Origin of the sequence: Salipiger mucosus DSM 16094, from assembly GCF_000442255.1 — a bacterium.
GTDB classification, from domain to species: domain Bacteria; phylum Pseudomonadota; class Alphaproteobacteria; order Rhodobacterales; family Rhodobacteraceae; genus Salipiger; species Salipiger mucosus.
The window spans coordinates 56392-74422 of record NZ_KE557286.1; the positions used below are offsets into that span (position 1 = coordinate 56392).

The 18031-nt window shown below is 71.4% G+C and carries 15 protein-coding genes and 3 pseudogenes; 2 read left to right on the forward strand and 16 right to left on the reverse strand.

Annotation, left to right across the window (positions count from 1 at the left end; translation table 11 throughout):
- Positions 1 to 2: 2 nt before the first annotated feature.
- Both SALMUC_RS25305 and glpK read right to left on the reverse strand, forming a co-directional pair.
- Positions 3 to 935 carry an NAD-dependent epimerase/dehydratase family protein gene (locus SALMUC_RS25305; protein WP_037372936.1) on the reverse strand — a complete coding sequence of 311 codons (933 nt, stop codon included), beginning with the start codon at positions 933 to 935 and terminating at the stop codon, positions 3 to 5.
- 14 nt (positions 936 to 949) lie between these two features.
- Entirely contained in the window at positions 950 to 2437 is a 1488-nt protein-coding gene (glpK, locus tag SALMUC_RS25310) for a glycerol kinase GlpK (RefSeq protein ID WP_020042419.1), read from the reverse strand.
- 268 nt (positions 2438 to 2705) lie between these two features.
- On the opposite strand from glpK, the gene SALMUC_RS25315 reads away from it, so the two are divergent.
- On the forward strand, positions 2706 to 4499 hold the full coding sequence (locus SALMUC_RS25315; RefSeq protein ID WP_020042420.1) for an autotransporter assembly complex protein TamA: 1794 nt from the start codon (positions 2706 to 2708) through the stop codon (positions 4497 to 4499).
- Complete coding sequence (locus SALMUC_RS25320; RefSeq protein WP_020042421.1) at positions 4496 to 9295, forward strand: translocation/assembly module TamB domain-containing protein; 4800 nt, start codon at positions 4496 to 4498, stop codon at positions 9293 to 9295. The genes SALMUC_RS25315 and SALMUC_RS25320 overlap by 4 nt, the downstream gene beginning before the upstream one ends.
- 110 nt (positions 9296 to 9405) lie before the next feature.
- Here SALMUC_RS25320 and SALMUC_RS25325 read toward each other — a convergent pair whose 3' ends face one another.
- The 14 genes and pseudogenes from SALMUC_RS25325 to SALMUC_RS31370 form a co-directional block, all read right to left on the reverse strand.
- On the reverse strand, positions 9406 to 10371 hold the full coding sequence (locus SALMUC_RS25325; RefSeq protein WP_020042422.1) for a ketopantoate reductase family protein: 966 nt from the start codon (positions 10369 to 10371) through the stop codon (positions 9406 to 9408).
- Positions 10372 to 11004 (reverse strand): urease accessory protein UreG, encoded by a 633-nt coding sequence (gene ureG / locus SALMUC_RS25330; RefSeq protein ID WP_020042423.1) that lies wholly within the window; start codon positions 11002 to 11004, stop codon positions 10372 to 10374.
- An 11-nt stretch (positions 11005 to 11015) separates the two neighbouring features.
- Positions 11016 to 11702, reverse strand: coding sequence for an urease accessory protein UreF (locus SALMUC_RS25335; RefSeq protein ID WP_245584745.1), 687 nt, complete (start codon positions 11700 to 11702; stop codon positions 11016 to 11018).
- Positions 11641 to 12186 carry an urease accessory protein UreE gene (ureE, locus tag SALMUC_RS25340; protein WP_020042425.1) on the reverse strand — a complete coding sequence of 182 codons (546 nt, stop codon included), beginning with the start codon at positions 12184 to 12186 and terminating at the stop codon, positions 11641 to 11643. The genes SALMUC_RS25335 and ureE overlap by 62 nt, the downstream gene beginning before the upstream one ends.
- Positions 12187 to 12305: 119 nt before the next feature.
- The gene (locus SALMUC_RS25345) at positions 12306 to 12524 is read right to left on the reverse strand and encodes a DUF1127 domain-containing protein (RefSeq protein ID WP_020042426.1); all 219 of its coding nucleotides are present in this window, start codon (positions 12522 to 12524) and stop codon (positions 12306 to 12308) included.
- Between the two features lie 314 nt (positions 12525 to 12838).
- Positions 12839 to 14588: pseudogene (ureC, locus tag SALMUC_RS25350) on the reverse strand (urease subunit alpha).
- A 74-nt stretch (positions 14589 to 14662) separates the two neighbouring features.
- Positions 14663 to 15154, reverse strand: coding sequence for a GFA family protein (locus SALMUC_RS25355; RefSeq protein ID WP_020042428.1), 492 nt, complete (start codon positions 15152 to 15154; stop codon positions 14663 to 14665).
- 172 nt (positions 15155 to 15326) lie between these two features.
- Positions 15327 to 15738, reverse strand: a pseudogene (locus tag SALMUC_RS25360) (carboxymuconolactone decarboxylase family protein).
- A gap of 10 nt (positions 15739 to 15748) precedes the next feature.
- Complete coding sequence (locus SALMUC_RS30180) at positions 15749 to 16546, reverse strand: hypothetical protein (RefSeq protein ID WP_156883650.1); 798 nt, start codon at positions 16544 to 16546, stop codon at positions 15749 to 15751.
- Positions 16547 to 16588: 42 nt separating this feature from the next.
- Positions 16589 to 16921, reverse strand: a complete 333-nt coding sequence (locus SALMUC_RS25370) for a hypothetical protein (RefSeq protein WP_020042432.1) — start codon at positions 16919 to 16921, stop codon at positions 16589 to 16591.
- 37 nt (positions 16922 to 16958) lie between these two features.
- The gene (locus tag SALMUC_RS25375; protein ID WP_020042433.1) at positions 16959 to 17264 is read right to left on the reverse strand and encodes an urease subunit beta; all 306 of its coding nucleotides are present in this window, start codon (positions 17262 to 17264) and stop codon (positions 16959 to 16961) included.
- Positions 17261 to 17446 carry a hypothetical protein gene (locus SALMUC_RS25380; RefSeq protein ID WP_020042434.1) on the reverse strand — a complete coding sequence of 62 codons (186 nt, stop codon included), beginning with the start codon at positions 17444 to 17446 and terminating at the stop codon, positions 17261 to 17263. Before SALMUC_RS25380 ends, SALMUC_RS25375 begins: the two co-directional genes overlap by 4 nt.
- Before the next feature lie 54 nt (positions 17447 to 17500).
- A complete protein-coding gene (locus tag SALMUC_RS25385) occupies positions 17501 to 17803 on the reverse strand; it encodes an urease subunit gamma (protein ID WP_020042435.1) in 303 nt (100 codons plus the stop codon).
- A gap of 3 nt (positions 17804 to 17806) precedes the next feature.
- Positions 17807 to 18031, reverse strand: a pseudogene (locus tag SALMUC_RS31370) (urease accessory protein UreD); the annotation flags it as partial.

The window sequence follows — 18031 nt, forward strand, 5'->3', positions numbered from 1 at the left end:
CGTCAGCCCGGCTCGGCCTGTCGCGCGAAATCCTCGGCCATGCGCGCCACGCCCTCGTCCAGCGGCACCGAAGGCGTCCAGTCGAGCGCCGCCTGCGCCCGCGCGATGTCCAGCACGTTCGAGCCGACCTCGAGCGTCGAGGGCTCGCGCCGCGTGGCGATCTCGCGCCCCGTCGCCGCCTCGACCCGCGCGATCAGCTCGTTGAGCGAGGTGCCCTGCCCGCTGCCAAGGTTCAGCCGGCGCACCCAGCCCTCGGCCCTCTCGGGCGGACGCTCGCGCACCCGCCGCACGGCCGAGAGGAAATCCGAGATGTGCAGGTAGTCCCGCAGCCCCTCGCCGCTGCCGTAGACGGTAAAGCCGCTGCCGGCCTCCGCCGCCGCCAGCAGCAGCCGCAGCACCCCGCGCTCGCGGCGCGGCAGGCTCGTGCCATAGGGATTGGCGATGCGCAGGATCGTCAGCGGAAAACCGTGGTGCGCGGCGAGAAAGGCCAGCGCCTCCTCCACGGCCAGCTTGTGCAGCGCGTAGAAGCCGCGCGGCGCGGGCTGCTGGGTCTCGGGGATCGGCAGCACCTCGGCATCGCCGTAGACGGCGGCCGAGGACAGGTAGACGAAATGCCCCCGCCAGCCGCGCGCCAGCAGCGCCTCGACCATCGTGACCTGCGGCAGCACCATGCGCTGCGTCAGCTCCGCGATGGACCCGAAGGAGGCCCGCGCGTCCGACAGCCCCGCGCAGTGGATCACCGTGGCGTCCTTGCCCTCGAGCCAGGCCGGATGCAGCACCTCGGGCGTTGTGATCTGCAGCAGCCCCTCGCCCGTCTCGGGCAGGGGCCGCCGGGCCACGCCGGTCACCGGCCCCGCGCCCTGCGCCGACAGGTGGCGCAGGATCTCGAAGCCCAGGACGCCGGAACTGCCGGTCACGTATGTCGGTTGCACCATGCTCTCTCCCGCGCTCAGACCGAGAGCGTCGCCGACACCGCGCGCTTCCACGCGGCGTATTTCTCCTCGCGGTCGCTCTCGCCCATGCCGGGCTCGAAGCGCCGCTCCAGCGCCCAGCCCTCGGCAAAGCCCGCGCGGTCGGGATAGAGCCCGGCGCGGTATCCGGCAAGCCAGGCCGCGCCCATCGCCGTGGTCTCGACCACCTCGGGCCGGTCCACCGGCGCGCCGATGATGTCGGCCAGGAACTGCATCGCCCAGTCGCTCGCGCTCATGCCGCCGTCGACGCGCAGGGTCTGCGCCTCGCCGCCCTCCTGCCAGTCGGCCTGCATCGCCTCCAGCAGGTCGCGCGTCTGGTAGCCCACGCTCTCGAGCGCCGCCTTGGCGAACTCCGCCGGCCCCGAGTTGCGCGTCAGGCCATAGACCGCGCCCCGGCACTCGGCGTTCCAGTAGGGCGCGCCCAGCCCGGTGAAGGCCGGCACGAGGATCACGTTCTGCGCCGGGTCCGCGCGCTCGGCCAGCGGCTGCGTCTCGGGCGCGGCGCGGATCACCTGCATGCCGTCGCGCAGCCACTGCACCACCGCCCCGGCGATGAAGATCGAGCCTTCGAGCGCGTAGGTCGTCTCGCCGTCCAGCCGGTAGGCGATGGTCGTCAGCAGCCGGTTCTTCGAGCGCACCGGCTCGGTCCCGGTGTTGAGCAGCGCAAAGCAGCCCGTGCCGTAAGTGCTTTTCAGCATCCCCGGCCGGAAGCAGGCCTGCCCCAGCGTCGCCGCCTGCTGGTCGCCCGCGACGCCCAGGATCGGGATCTCGGCCCCGAAGAGGTCCGCCCGCGCCATGCCGAAATCGTCGGCGCAGTCCAGCACCTCGGGCAGCATCGACATCGGGATGCCCAGCATCTCGCACATGGTCGAGGACCAGCGCCCCTCGCGGATGTCGTAGAGCATCGTGCGCGCCGCGTTGGTGGCGTCGGTGACGTGGCGCTTGCCGTCGGTCAGCTTCCAGATCAGCCAGGTGTCGACCGTACCGAAGGCCAGCTCCCCGCGCTCGGCCCGCTCGCGCGCGCCTTCGACGTTGTCGAGCAGCCACTTCACCTTTGTGGCCGAGAAATAGGGGTCCAGCAGCAGCCCCGTCTTGGCCGTCACCGCCTCTTCATGGCCCGCCTCGCGCAACTCCTGGCACATCTCCGAGGTGCGCCGGTCCTGCCAGACGATGGCGTTGTGGATCGGCTTGCCGGTCTCGCGGTCCCAGATCAGCGTGGTCTCGCGCTGGTTGGTGATGCCGATGCCCGCGATGTCGGAGCCGTGGATGCCCGCCTTTTCCATGGCGGCGCGGCAGGTGGCGGCGGTGCTCGACCACAGGTCGCCGCAGTCGTGCTCGACCCAGCCCGAGTCGGGGAAGTGCTGCTCGAACTCCTCCTGCGCCGAGGCCGCGACGGTCATCCGGTCGTCGAACAGGATCGCCCGGCTCGAGGTGGTGCCCTGGTCGATGGCGAGAATGTAACGCATCAGTCCTCCCTTACGTGGCCTGGGTCTCAGGGTAAGGCATGCGGCGGGCATGTCCATGCCGCTCGGGACGCGACCCGCCGCCCGGGACACGGTCAGGTGTCACGGTAACATGACACCATGCGCCCCGGCGCCGCCCGCCGAACCGTGTCGCGGGGGCCGCGATGACACGCGGATTTCATTGCATCGCCACAAGATGTGCCCGATGACTCTGGCCGCAAAGCTACCGCTTCGTTAACCTAGCGTGACGTCAAAACGGAAAGGACCGCCCGTGCTGCTCCGGCGATTCGACCTGGCCCTCGCGGCCACCCTGAGCCTCGCGGCCCTTCCGGCCGCCGCCTTCGACGCACTCGATTTCGACACTCCCGGCATGGACGAGGATCTGCGCTCGGAGATCAAGACCAACTCGGCCCTGGCCGAGGCCGAGAACGACGAGCGCATCTCCGGACAGGACGTGCTGGCCGCCGCGCTCTCGGACTACGGCATCCTGCTCGAGACGCTCTACGCCAGCGGTTACTACGGCGGCACGATCTCGATCCGCATCGACGGGCGCGAGGCATCGGACATCCCGCTGCTCTCGGTGCCCGACACCGTCGGGCAGGTCTCGGTCACCGTGCAGCAGGGCCCCAAGTTCAAGTTCGGCGAGGCCAGCGTCGCCCCCGTCACCCCCGAGACCGAGCTGCCCGAAGGCTTCGCGACCGGCCAGACCGCGCGCTCGGCGCTCATCACCGACGCGGCGCAGGCGGGCATCGACGGCTGGCGCGCCATCGGCCACGCCAAGGCCGGGATCGCGCGCGAGCGCGTCACCGCCAACCACGCCACCTCGCGCATCGATGCCGACATCGACCTCGCGCCCGGCGACCGGCTGCGTTTCGGCCGTCTGGTGACCGTCACCGACAGCTACGTGCGCACCGCCGCGCTGCGCCGCATCGCGGGCCTGCCCACCGGCGAGGTTTTCGATCCCGACGAGATGCAGCTCGTCTCGGACCGCCTGACCAGCACCGGCGCCTTCTCGACCGTGCGCCTGACCGAGGCCGAAGAGCCCAACCCCGACGGCACGCTCGACATCGAGCTGCGCGTGCAGGACGCCGAGCCGCGCCGCTTCGGCTTCGGCGCCGAGCTCTCCTCGCTCGACGGGCTGACGCTCAGCGCCTTCTGGCTGCACCGCAACCTGCTGGGCGGCGCCGAACGCTTCCGCATCGACGGCGAGATTTCTGGCATCACCGGCCAGCAGGGCGAAGCCGACGGCGAAGTCAGGGCGCGGCTCGAGGTGCCCGGCGCCATAGGCCCCGACACCGACGCCTACTTCGAGGGCGAACTGGCCTATCTGCAGGAACCGACCTACGAGCTCGAGACCATCGCGCTTGGCGCCGGTCTCACCCGGCGCTTCAACGAGTATCTCAGCGCCGACATCGGCGCCGGTCTCGCCTTCGCCCAGGTGCGCGACGACTTCGGCACCCGCACCTTCGAGATGATCCTCTTCCCCGGCGAGGTCACCTACGACCGCCGCGACAACGAGCTCGACCCGCGCAACGGCTTCTATGTCGGGGCCGAGGCCGAACCCTTCTACGAGTTCGGCGGCAGCGGCACCGGCGCGCGGCTCTACGGCGACCTGCGCGGCTACTACGGGCTGGGCGAAGAGGATCGCACCGTGCTCGCCGCCCGTCTTCAGGTCGGCTCTCTCGTCGGCCCCGATATCTCGGACACGCAGCCCTCGTTCCTGTTCTACTCCGGCGGCGCGGGCACCGTGCGCGGCCAGCCCTACCAGTCGCTCAACGTCGATCTGGGCAACGGCGACGAATCCGGCGGCCGCAGCTTCGTCGGCCTCTCGGCCGAGGTGCGGCAGGACTTCGGCGAGAACTTCGGCGTCGTTGCCTTCGCCGACGCGGGCTTCGTGGGCGAGACCGCCACGCCCGGCCAGGACGGCGAATGGCATTCCGGCGCGGGCCTCGGCGTGCGCTACCAGACGGGCCTCGGGCCCATCCGCTTCGACGTCGCCGCGCCCACCAGCGGCGAAACCGGCGACGGCGTGCAGATCTACCTCGGCATAGGGCAGGCATTTTGACCCGGACTCTGCGACTTCTCCCGCTCCTCTTCTGTCTCACGCTCCCCGTCGCGGCCCCCGCGCAGGACGCCGAGGATGACGGCGGCGGCCGGCTCGAGCGGCTGATCGAGGGCGCGCTCTCGGGCGCGGGCCGCAATGTGCAGATCTCGGGCTTCCGCGGCCTGCTGTCCTCCGAGGCCACGCTCGACCGCATGACCATCTCGGACGACCAGGGCGTCTGGCTCACGCTCGAGAACGCGACGCTCGAGTGGACCCGCACGGCCCTGCTGCGCGGCGCGCTCGAAGTGAACGAACTCACCGCCGAGCGTCTCGAGATCGCCCGCGCGCCCATCGCCTCGCCCGAGGCCCCGGCCCCCGAGGCCAGCGGCGGCTTCTCGCTCCCCGAGCTTCCCGTCTCCGTCAACGTCGGCGAGCTTGGCATCGACCGCGTCGAACTCGGCGCCTCGCTCATCGGCGAGCCGCTGGCCCTGCAGCTCCAGGGCAGCGCCGAGCTGGCCGGCGGCGAGGGCGACGCCACGCTGCAGGTCACCCGCATCGACGGCACGCAGGGCGACATCACCCTCGCGGGCAGCTACGCCAACGACACCGGGCAGCTCGCGCTCGACCTCTCGGTCGAGGAAGGCGCGGGCGGCATCATCACCAGGAAGATGAACCTGCCCGATGCGCCGCCGCTCTCGCTCACGCTGCAGGGCGAGGGTCCGGTCGACGACTTCACCGCCGACCTCGCGCTGGTGATCGACGACGCCGAGCACGTCGAGGGCCAGATCACCCTGCGCGGGCAGGAGGACGGCGGGCAGGCCTTCGCCGCCGACGTCACCGGCGACCTGCGCCCGCTCCTCCCCGAGGAGCAGCGCGCCTTCATGGGCGCCGAGCAGGCGCTGCAGGTCAGCGGCCTGCTGGGGGCCGACGGCGCCATCGACCTCGACACCCTCGCGCTCACCACCGCCCAGCTCCAGCTCGAGGGCTCCGCCCGCATCGGCGCCGACCGCTGGCCCGAGGTGCTGCAGCTCGACGGCCGCATCGCCTCCGAGGACGGCGAGCCGGTGCGCCTTGCCTTCACCGAGGATGCGACGCTGCTGGACGGCGCCACGCTCGCGCTCGACTACGACCGGTCGCAGGGCGACAGCTTCACCCTCGACGTGGTGGCCCAGGGCCTCGACCGGTCCGAGATGTCGCTCGCCGAGGCCCGCATCGCCGGCCGCGGCACGATCACCCGCAGCGCGGGCGAAAGCCTGCCCGGCGCGGTGCGCGGCGCGCTGACCCTCGACCTCGAAGGCCTGCAGTTCGCCGACGCGGCGCTGGCGCGGGCCACCGGCCCCGCGATGCAGGGACGGCTCGATTTCGACTGGCAGCCGGACGAGCCGCTGACCCTCGCCGATATCGACCTGCAGGGCGCCGGCCTGCAACTCGTGGGCGACGTGGTCTTCTCCGGCCTCACCGCGGGCGAGGATCCCGCGATCGAGCCCGACCTGCGCCTCGACGCCGACGACATCTCGCGCTTCTCCGGCCTCGCCGGCCAGCAGCTCGAGGGCGCCGCCGACGTGGCCCTCGCCGGCCGCGTCGAACCCCTCGCCGGGCGCTTCGACCTGACGCTGAACGGCCGCACCGTCGACCTCGCCTCGGGCATCGAACAGCTCGACCCGCTCCTCGCGGGCATCGTCAGCCTCGACGCCGCCGTCGCCCGCGACGAGGAGGGCACCGTCCTGCGCGAACTCGTGCTGAACGGCGACCACCTGAACCTCGACGCCTTCGCCCGCCTGCAGACCGACGGCAGCACCGGCACCCTCGAGGCCGAGCTCAGCGACCTGTCGCTCATCGACCCCTCGCTCTCGGGCGCCGCCACCATCCAGGGCGACCTGTCGGAAACCCCCGAGGCCTACAGCCTCGACTTCACCGCCAGCGCCCCGGGCGGCACCGACGCGCAGGGCACCGTGACCGCCGAGAAATCCGAGAGCGGCATCGCCGCCGTCGGCTTCGACGGCCAGGCCGCCGCCGACGACCTCTCGGTCTACTCCGCCATCGCCGGGCGCGAGCTGGGCGGCAGCGCCACCTTCGACGGCCAGGCGCGCTACGCCCTCGACGGCGGCGCCTTCAGCGCCGAGGGCGACCTCGCCACCCTCGACGTGCGCGTCGGCATCCCCGAGGTCGACGGCCTGCTCGCCGGCCGCACCGAGATGACCGTCGCCGTCGACCGCGACGCCGATGGCATCGTCCTGCGCACCCTGCGCGCCCAGGGCCCGGCCATCGACCTCGACGCCGAGGGCCGCATCGTCGAAGGCGCCAGCACCGGCACCTTCACCCTGCGCCTGCCCGAGCTGTCGCGCATCCGCGACGGCCTGTCCGGCGCGCTCGCCCTCGACGGCACGCTCGAGGAAACCGCCGAGGCCTATGTCGTCGACTTCACCGCCTCCGGCCCCGGCAGCACCGAGGCCGACGGCGTCGTGCAGGCCGAGAAATCCGAGGGCGGCGTCGCCGCCCTGGCCTTCGACGGCCGCGCAGCGGTCGCGAACCTCGCGGCCTATGCCCCGCTCCTCCAGCGCGAGCTGGGCGGCGGCGCGGACTTCGACGGCGCCGCACGCTACGAGCTGGACACCGGCCACTTCAGCGCCGCGGGCGATCTGGTGACGCAGGACATCCGCGCCGGCATCCCCGAGGTCGACGGCCTGCTCGCCGGCCGCACGGTCATGCAGGTCGACGCCGAACGGAACGAGAGCGGCATCGTGCTGCGCACCCTCAACGCCGAGGGCCCGGCCATCACCCTCGACGCCGAGGGCCGCATCACCGACGGCGCCAGCAACGGCACCTTCACCCTGCGCCTGCCCGAGCTTTCGCGCATCCGCAGCGGCCTGTCCGGCGCGCTCGCCCTCGACGGCACGCTCGAGGAAACCGCCGACGCGCTGCTGCTCGACTTCACCGCCTCCGGCCCCGGCGGCACCGACGCCAGCGGCCGCGTCAGCGCCGAGAAGCTGGGCGAGGGCTATGCCGACATCGGCCTCATCCGCTTCACCGGGCAGGCCGGAGCCGAGTCGCTCTCGGCCTATGCCCCGCTCGTCGGACGCCCGCTCTCGGGCGGCGTCTCCTTCGACGGCACCGCCGCCTACGCCCTGCCCGACGGCAGCTTCGACGTGGACGGCCGGCTGACGACCCGCAACCTCGCGCTGGGCATCCCCACCGCCGACCGCCTGCTCGCGGGCACCGGCACCGTGCAGGTCACCGCCGCGCGCGACGCCGAGGGCGCGATCACCATCGAACGGCTGAACGCCGAGACGCCCGAGATCACGGCCACCGCCACCGGCGACATCGGCCCCGCGCAGGGCTCGGTCCGCTACGACGTGGCGCTGCGCGACCTCGGCGTGGTCGTGCCGCAGTTCCCCGGCCGCGCCACGGCGCAGGGCACGCTCTCGTTCTCCGGCGACGGGCCCTGGCAGGTCGACACCTCGGCCACCGGCCCGGCGGGCATCACGCTCAACGCCGACGGCAGCGTCGCCCGCGACTTCGGCAGCGCCAACCTCGGGCTCAACGGCAACGTGCCGCTCGCGCTCATCAACCGCTTTGCCGAGCCCAACCTCTTCGAGGGCACGGCCCAGCTGAACCTGCGCCTCGACGGGCCGCTCGCGCCCTCGTCGCTTTCGGGAACCGTGCGCGTCGCCAACGGCCAGGCAGTGTTGCCCGGCCCCGCGCTCACCATCACTGACCTCGCGATCGACGCCGAACTCGGCGGCGGACAGGTCCGGCCCGTGGTGACCGGCAACCTCGCCAGCGGCGGCCGGCTGCGGGTCGAGGGCACCGTCGGGCTCGACGCGCCCTACCCCGCCGCGCTGCAGGTCCGGGGCCGCAACCTCATCTTCGAGGACCGCCGCCTCTACCAGGCCGAGGCCGACGCCGACATCACCGTCGAAGGGCCGCTCCTGACCGGGCCGCGCGTCGCCGGCCGCATCGGCATCGTCAACGCCGAGATCCGCGTCCCCGAGACCGGCATGGGCCCCGGCAGCCGCAGCTTCACGCTCACGCACATCAACGAACCCGGGCCGGTGCATGTCACCCGCGAACGCGCGGGCCTCGTGCAGCAGGAAAGCGCGCGCAGCGGACCGACCTACTCGCTGCCGCTCGACCTGACCATCGACGCGCCGAACCGCATCTTCGTGCGCGGCCGGGGCCTCGACGCGGAACTCGGCGGCCAGCTGACCCTCACGGGCTCCAGCACCAACATCGTGCCGCAGGGCCGGTTCGAGCTCATCCGCGGCCGGCTCGACATCCTCGGCCAGCGGCTGACGCTGGACGAGGCCATCCTGACCCTGCAGGACGGCACCTTCATCCCGACCATCAACGTCACCGCCACCACGGAACGCGACGGCGTCGACATCACCATCGGGATCGAGGGCGAGGCCACCTCGCCCGATGTCTCCTTCAGCTCCAGCCCCAACCGCCCCGAGGACGAGGTGCTGGCGCTGCTGCTCTTCGGCCGCGACATCTCCGAGCTCTCGGCCCTGCAGGCGCTGCGCATCGCGGCGGCGGTCAACACGCTGGCCGGGCGCGGCGGCACCGGGATCATCGAGAACCTGCGCCTCGGCTTCGGTGTCGACGACCTCGACGTGACCACCGACGAGGACGGCAACGCCGGTCTGCGCGTGGGCAAGTATATCAACGAGAACCTCTACACCGACGTCGAGGTGAACTCGGAGGGCGAGACCGAGGTGAACCTGAACCTCAACGTCACCTCCGACATCACGGCGCGAGGCAGCGTGGAATCCACCGGCAACACCTCGATCGGCATCTTCTTCGAGCGCGACTACTGAGCCCGGCACGGCCACGCGCGGCGGCGCCCGAGTCCCTCGCAGGGACTCGGGCGCCGCCTCACGGACCGGTCGCATCATATGGTTTGCCTTGGGCGGTCAGGCCCGGCCGGTCACATGCCGAGGGCGTCCAGCGCCTCCTGCCGGGTGACCGCGCCGGGGGCCAGCCCCTCGCGCAGCATCCGCGCCGCCAGCCGCATGGCCCAGGCGTTGCGCGGCACCGGCACGCCGGCCTGCCGTCCCAGCAGCACGATCTCGCCGTTGAGGTAGTCGGTCTCGACCGACCCCGCCCCGCGCACGAGGCTCTGCGCCGTGGACGAGCCCACGCGTGCCGCGCCCTCGACGGGCTGCGTCTGCATGTATTGCTCGCGGCGCGGATCGCTCAGGTCCACCGCCGCATAGGGGATGCCGCAGGCGCGCAGCACCGCCTCGCCCTCTTCCGTGAGCGCCGCGACGATGTCCGCACGCTCGGCCTCGCCCAGCGCCGCGCCCACGATGTTGCCGAGGTTCATCAGCAGCTTGCCGTGCTTGCTCGCCATGACGTCCTCCATCACGAAGCTCTGCACGCCCGCATCGGTCAGCAGACCCGCCAGCGTCTCGTCCGCCGCGTCCGAGCCGCCGGGATAGCGCCCGATGTCGAAGATCCCGTGACAGGGCGCGCCAAAGGCCGCCACCTCGCCGGGCGAGAGGTATTCCGCCGGCAGGATCACCGTCACCCCGTGCACGTTGGCAAAGCGCCGCAGCGCGAGGCGCTCGTTCTCGACCCCGTTCTGCACGCAGAACACGGGCTGGTCCTGCACCCCGGCGGCTACCAGCTGATCCAGCGCCGCCGCCGTGTGCTGCGTCTTCATGCACAGCAGCACCGCGTCGTCCGGGCGCCAGTCCACCTCCGAGGGGTCGGCGACGCAGGGAAACTCCGCCACCTGCACGCCCCCCGGGCTGCGCAGCGTCAGCCCCCGCTCGCGGATCGTCTCGAGTTGCGCGCCGCGCGCGATGCCCAGCACCTCGTGGCCCTTCAGCGCCAGCGCGGCGGCCACCGTGCCGCCGATGGCGCCCACGCCCTGGACGACGACCCGCATCTACTCGGCCGCCTGCGCCAGCGGCAGGCCCCCGATGCGGGTCAGCAGGTCGATGACCTCGTCGACGCCCCCGCCCTGCCGCAGCGAGGCAAAGACATGCGGCCGCCCGGCCCGCATCTTCGTGGCGTCCCGCTCCATCACCTCCAGCGAGGCGCCCACGTAGGGCGCGAGGTCGGTCTTGTTGATGACCAGGATGTCCGACTTGGTGATCGCCGGCCCGCCCTTGCGCGGGATCTCCTCGCCCGCGGCCACGTCGATCACGTAGATCGTCACGTCCGCCAGCTCGGGCGAGAAGGTGGCCGAGAGGTTGTCGCCCCCGCTCTCGATCAGCACGAGGTCGAGGTCGGGAAAACTCTCGTTCAGCTCGGCGATGGCGGCGAGGTTGATCGAGGCGTCCTCGCGGATCGCCGTGTGCGGGCAGCCGCCGGTCTCGACCCCGCGGATGCGCTCGAGCGGCAGCACCTGCCGGCGCATCAGCTCCTCGGCGTCCTCGCTGGTGTAGATGTCGTTGGTGACCACCGCCATGGAGAGCCGGTCGCGCAGCGCCATGGCCAGCGCCGCCGTCAGGGTGGTCTTGCCCGCGCCGACCGGGCCGCCGATGCCCACGCGCAGCGGGCCGTTGGGGGATGTCATGAAAGCCTCCGTCAGGATCTGAACAGTCTCGAATACAGCATGTCGTGGCGTTGGCTGGCGATGTCGATCGCGGGCGCGAAGCCCCCGATCTCGTCCAGGCCCGCCACCTCGGCCCGCTCGGCCAGCGCGGCGCAGAGCGGCGCCAGCGCGCTCACCACCCGCTGGCCGTCGGTCTGGCCCAGCGGGATCAGCCGCACGCCCGCCCCCGCGAGGTTCGACGCGAAGGCCTGCAGGAACAGCCGCAGCGCCGGCACCAGCGGCAGCTCCAGCGCCGCCACGGCCTGCCCCACGGCCACCGGGTAGGGTGCCGGCTGCACCGTCACGCCCCAGACGGCGGACACCGTCGCCGCCAGCGCCGTCCCCTGCTCCTGCGCCTCGCGCCGCCGCTCGGCCGAGGGCGCCATCGCCAGCGCCAGCTCCGCCAGCGCGGCGACATCGCCGCCCCGCGCGGCCTCGGAGAGCAGAACCGCGTCCGACCAGCCCGCGCCATGCTCCAGCGCGTCGGTCAGCCAGTCCTGCAGCTGCGCGGCCGTCGTCACGCGCTCCTCCTGCACCGCGGTCTCCAGCCCGTGCGACCAGGCGAAGGCGCCCACCGGGAAGGCGGGCGAAAAGAGCTGGTGCAGGACGAGCTGCGGATCAGAGGTCATCGCGGTCGTGATGATGCTGCCCGGCGTGCGCCGAGGCATCGTCGTGGTCATGATCGTGGCTGCTGGCGTGATGGTGCACGTGGCCGTGGTCGTGCCCGTGCGTCCGGCCATGGCCATAGGCCCCGCCCTCGGGCGTGAAGGGCTCCTCGACCTCGGCGACCGCCGCGCCGATGCGCTCCAGCATGTCGCGGATCACGTGGTCGCGCTGGATCAGCAGGCGCGTGCCCTCGATCTGGCAGGGCGTGTGGCGGTTGCCGATGTGCCAGGCGATGCGCGGCAGGTCGGCGCCGGTCACCGCCAGCAGCGGCTCGGCGGCGGCCACGACCTCGACCAGGCCGCCCTCGGCGAGGCGGAAGGCATCGCCGTGGTCCAGGCTCTCGGTATGCGCGAGATCGACGAGAAACTCCGTCCCCGCCTCCGACCGCAGCACCTTGCGGCGCAGGAAGCGGTCCTCGTAGCTCAGGACGACGCGCTCCGCGGCGTCCTGCCACTGGCCCTTGCGGGCGATCTCGTGCGCGTGGGGAAGATGACTCATGCTGGCTCCGTTTTTACCCAGATCACCGCAGGAGCCGGAAAAGATCAAGGCCGCGGCCCGGGATCGTCCGGGCCCGCGGCCTCGCAGGTCGTGTCATGGGACGCGGCGCGGGGCCGGTCTCAGAGGTAGTAGACGTCGTGGAACACGTGGCGCACGATGTCTTCGCGACGGATGCCACGCTCGGCCAGTTGCGCGTCGCTCATGCGCTGCAGCTTCTCGACGCGGCGCAGGCGCGGGTTCGCTTCGCCAACGGCGACGATTGCGTTGCCGATGCCGGACAGGATGCGCGACAGCAGCGGTTCGGAGTGGTGACGGTCGGTTGCGGTCAGAAATGCCATTGATCTGGGCCCCTTACAGGTGTTCGTTTCGGGTCCCCTCCCTTGCCGATCAATCTAGGGGTGGGGGGGCAGGACCACAAATGCTGCATCTGCAAAGTCGTCGCGCATCCGGCGCATAGGTGGATTGTTCATTTTTTGAACAATTGCCGAAGCCCGAGGCACCCCGCACAGGCTCCGACCCGAAAAAAACGTTTAAGTCTCAATTACTTTTCCGGACCCCCGAACGAACAGGGCCCCGGCACTGCCGGGGCCCTCGAGGCGGGCGGCTGCCATGCACCGGGCGCAAACCGCCCCCTGCATGGCCCGTTTGGCCCTCAGTAGAGGAAGTAGCGTTGCGCCATGGGCAACTCGGCGGCGGGCTCGCAGGTCAGCAGTTCGCCATCGGCGCGGACCTCGTAGGTCTCGGGATTCACCTCGATCTTCGGGCAGGCGTCGTTCAGCACGAGGTCTTTCTTGCCGATCCCGCGCGTGTTGGTCACCGCCACGGTCTGCTTGGCCAGCCCCAGCCGCTCGCGGATGCCCGAGGACTGCGCCGCCTCCGACACGAAGGTCACCGCCGAATGCTCGACCGAGCGGCCGTAGGCGCCCCACATCGGCCGCGTGTAGACCGGCTGCGGCGTGGGGATCGAGGCATTGGGATCGCCCATCTGGGCGCAGACGATGGTGCCCGACATCATCACCATGTCCGGCTTCACCCCGAAGAAGGCCGGGCTCCAGAGCACGAGGTCGGCGCGCTTGCCCTCCTCGATCGAGCCGATCTCGCGGTTGATGCCGTGGGCGATGGCCGGGTTGATGGTGTATTTCGCGATGTAGCGGCGCACGCGCATGTTGTCGTTGTCGCCGGTCTCCTCCGCCAGCGCCCCGCGCTGCTTCTTCATCTTGTCGGCGGTCTGCCAGGTGCGGATGATGACCTCGCCCACCCGGCCCATGGCCTGGCTGTCGCTCGCGATGATCGAGAAGGCGCCCATGTCGTGCAGGATGTCCTCGGCCGCGATGGTCTCGCGCCGGATGCGGCTCTCGGCAAAGGCCACGTCCTCGGGGATCGACTTGTCGAGGTGGTGGCACACCATGAGCATGTCGAGGTGCTCTTCCAGCGTGTTCACCGTGAAGGGGCGCGTGGGGTTGGTGGACGAGGGCAGAACGTATTCCTCGCCGCAGACGCGGATGATGTCGGGCGCATGCCCGCCGCCCGCGCCCTCGGTGTGGAAGGCGTGGATCGTGCGGCCCTTCATGGCCTTGATGGTATGCTCGACAAAGCCGCTCTCGTTCAGCGTGTCGGTGTGGATCATCACCTGCACGTCCAAGTCGTCGGCCACGCTCAGGCAGCAGTCGATCGAGCCGGGCGTCGTGCCCCAGTCCTCGTGCAGCTTCAGCGCGCAGGCCCCGCCCTGCACCTGCTCGACCAGCGCACCGGGCAGCGAGGCGTTGCCCTTGCCCGCGAAGGCGAGGTTCATCGGAAAGGCATCCGCGGCCTGCAGCATCCGCCCCAGGTGCCAGGGCCCCGGCGTGCAGGTCGTGGCCATGGTGCCCGTCGCGGGGCCGGTGCCGCCGCCCAGCATGGTGGTCAGCCCGGAATGCAGCGCATCCTCGATCTGCTGCGGGCAGATGAAGTGGATGTGGCTGTCAAAGCCCCCGGCGGTCAGGATCTTGCCCTCGCCCGCGATGACCTCGGTCCCCGGGCCCACGATGATGTCGACGCCCGGCTGGGTGGTCGGGGTTGCCCGCCTTGCCGATCCTGGCGATGCGCCCGTCCTTGAGGCCCACGTCCGCCTTGTAGATGCCGGTGGCATCCACGATCAGCGCGTTGGTGATGACCGTGTCCATGGCCCCGTCCGCGCGGGTCGCCTGGCTCTGGCCCATGCCGTCGCGGATCACCTTGCCGCCGCCGAACTTCACCTCCTCGCCGTAGACCGGCGCATTGCCCCCGGCGGCCTGGCCCACGGCCTCGGCGGTCAGGTCACGCTCGACCTCGATCACGAGGTCGGTATCGGCAAGCCGCACCTTGTCGCCCTTGGTGGGCCCGAACATGGCGGCGTAATCGGCGCGGGAAATCGTTGCAGGCATGGTGGTCTCTCAGTCCTCTCTCGGCGGCCCGGGCCGCGTCTGTTGGCGGGCGGCGGCGCGCATCGCGGCGCGCGTCACGCCACCCATAATCCGTGCGTCCTGTGCCAGTCGTCCAGCGACAGCTCGGGATATTCGTCGAAATGCACCTCGCCCGGGCCCTCGGGCAGGGGCACCCACGCGGGCTTGCCCGCCAGCATCAGGTGCACGCGCTCGGGCGCCTCGGGCAGATCGGTGTCGATGGCGCTGGCGAAGGGATGCAGCAGCTCGGGCCACGAGGGATCGTAGAGCCAGAGCGCCGTGGCGCAGCCCTTGCAATAATGCCGCTCTCCGGTCGAGACCTCGCAGGCCCCGCTGCGGTGGATCTTCGCCCGGTAGACCTCGACCCAGTCCCAGCCGCTGACGGTCAGCGTGTCGGCCAGCGCGCCGAGGTTGATCGCATAGCCGCCGCCGCCCGCCGTCTTGCGGCAGATCGAGCAATAGCACCGCTGGTATGGCACCGGGGTGTGGCTCTGGACGGTGAACGCCACCGCCCCGCAGCGGCAGGACCCCTCGAGCGTCATCGGCATGGCAATCCCTCGCAATAGGCCGCCGGCGCGGCGCAGATGATCCCGGTTCCCCGCATCACGCATGCTGAGCGCGTCGCGGCGCCGATTTCAAGAAGCCGCCCTGCGCCGGGCCATGCGCAGCCGGTCCCCTGCCCGTCGAAGCCGCAACCGCGGGACGATGTCGCGGCCGCGCTCATGCCTCCCGGTCTTCGACGCGGAAGGCGTCGTCGACCTCGACCTGCAGCGCCGAGACCATGCCGTTGGTCTGCATCGCCATGCCGATCACCGACAGAAGCTCGTTGTGCATCTCATCGGACATGCCCTTCCCCCGCGCCGCGGCGGTGTGCGAATGACAGCAGTATTCGCACCCGTTGGCCGCCGAGACCGCGATGTAGAGCATCTCCTTGGTCAGCGGATCCAGCGCGCCCGGGCCCATCACCTTCTTCAGCCGGTCCCAGGTCAGCCGCAGCGTCTCCGGGTCATGCGCCAGCGCGCGCCAGAAGTTGTTGACGTAGTCGGTGCCCCGCGTGGCGCGGAGTGTCGTCGAAGACCTCGCGCGCCAGCGGGGACAGCTCGTCGTCGCTCAGCGATCGCCGTGTTGCCATGACGCCGCGCTCAGTTCGAGCTGCCGGAACCGCCGGTCGTCTTCCGGGCGGTCTCGCTCGAGGCCGTCGCGGGTTTCGCGGACTCGGCGCTCTCGGTGCCGGCCTGCGGTGCGGCGGGCTTGGGCATCTCGGCCTTGGGCGCTTCGGTCTTCGGCGCGGCGGGCTTGGGGGCCTCGGCCTTGGACGTCTCGGTCTTGGGCGCCTCGGTCTTGGGCGCGGCGCTCGCCGGGCTCTCTGCCTTCGGGGCGCTCGTCCCGGCCGTGGTCGCGCTCTCTGCCGTGGTCGTGCTCTTTGCCGTGGTCGTGCTTTTTGCACTGCCCGTCTTCGCGCCCGAGGACGCACGCGTGGTCGCACGCGTGGTCGCCGACTTGGCCGGCGCCTTGGCGGCGGGTTTCGCCGCGCCCGACTTGGCCGTCGTCCCCGAGGAGGCCTTGGCCGTCGTCGCGGGCTTCGCCGTGCTCGTCGCGGTCTTGGCGGTCGTGGTCGAACTCTTGGCAGCCGTCGTGCTCTTGGCCGTCGTCGTGCTCTTGGCCGTGCCCGAGGCCGGCGCCTTCGCCTTCGCCGCCGGCTTGGTCGCGGGCGTCGCGGCTGGTTTCGCCGGTGCCGGTGCCGCCGCAGGGGCCGCCTTCGCCGCCGGGGTCGCGCCGGGGCCGCAGATGCCCATGGGCATCGTCGGGCGCGCCATGCCCCAGAAGGCCTGCTGCTGCTGGACGCTCGCGTCGAAGAGCACGCGGGCAAAGCGCGTCTGCGCGCCCCAGAACTCGGTGCCCATCCGCATCGCGGCAACGGTGAAATGCATCGGTGTCATCGGAATCATCCTGTAGATCCTCCTGTCTGGCCCGGCGTGCCGTCAGTCGGCATCCACACCGGGCATCGTGCCAGGCCCGCGGCGTTCCAGCCGCCGGCGATTGCTCTGCGCCGCCCGGGCGAGCGGCGCGGTGAAGGCGCCGACGACGGCATGGGCGGGCTCGCCCCGGGTCATCGCCAGCGCGGCGCTCCACCATCCGTCGAAGAAGGCGGGCGCCTTTTCAACCGTCATGCGCATCATCTCGGTGTCCGGCACCGGCCAGAGGCCGGCCATCCCGAGCACGCGGTAGGTCACCACGCTCTGCGCTTCCGTGAGCAGGGCACCGAACTCGAAGGCGTTGGTGCGCCACCCGTCAATGTCATCGACCGGGATCACTCGTCTCCACTCATATGCCCTGCAGGCGCCGCGCGCCTCACAGGTCCCCCATCACGGCCTGGTTGAAGCCGTAGACCTTGCGCGCCCCGGCAAGCGGGATCAGCGGCACCTCGCGGCGCTGGCCGGGCTCGAAGCGCACCGCCGTGCCCGCCGCGATGTCCAGCCGCATGCCCCGCGCCGCCGCGCGGTCGAAATCCAGCGCCGGGTTCGTCTCGGCGAAATGGTAGTGCGAGCCCACCTGCACCGGCCGGTCGCCGGTATTGGCCACCATCAGCGTGATCGGCTCGCGATCGCTGTTGAGCGTGATCTCGCCCGCCGCCGGGATGATCTCGCCGGGGATCATTTGCGCTTGTCCCCGCGCGCCCGGGCCAGCGCCAGCCCGCCGGCCAGCGCCATCACCGCCAGCGCGCCCGCCACGGCCAGCCACTGCGCGCCATCGTGCGGGTGCACGTGGGCGCCCGGGTGCGCCAGCGCGGGGCCTGCGGTGGCCGCGAGCGCGGCGGAAAGGGCAACGAGGTGTTTCATGGGATTGGCTCCTGTCAGGTCGTCGGCTGTCTTGGTCGGCAGCGGATCGGGTCGTCAGCGGATCGGGTTGTGCACGGTCACCAGCTTGGTGCCGTCGGGAAAGGTCGCCTCGACCTGCACTTCCGAAATCATCTCGGGCACGCCTTCCATGCACTGGTCGGCGGTCACGACCTCGGCGCCCGCCTGCATCATCTCGGACACCGGCCGCCCGTCGCGGGCGCCCTCGACCACCGCGTCGGTGATCAGCGCCACCGCCTCGGGGTAGTTCAGCCTCACGCCACGGGCGAGGCGCTTGCGCGCGACCTCGGCGGCCATGGCGATCATCAGTTTGTCCTTTTCGCGGGGGGTCAGTTGCATGTGTCAGATCATCCAGGGACGTGGGAGCGCGGCACCGCTCAGATGCTGCAGTACAGCAACAAGGTGGCCGCGCAGAACGAAAGAATCAACGGAAAGAATGCGCGCGACGACAAGATCGTCGTCCAGCGCCGAGACGCCGGCCGTCTCGGGCAGCATGTCGCGCAGCGCGTCGCGACGGGCGCCCGCGCCTGGCGCGGCATGCACCACGGTGGCCACGGCGCCCGCGCC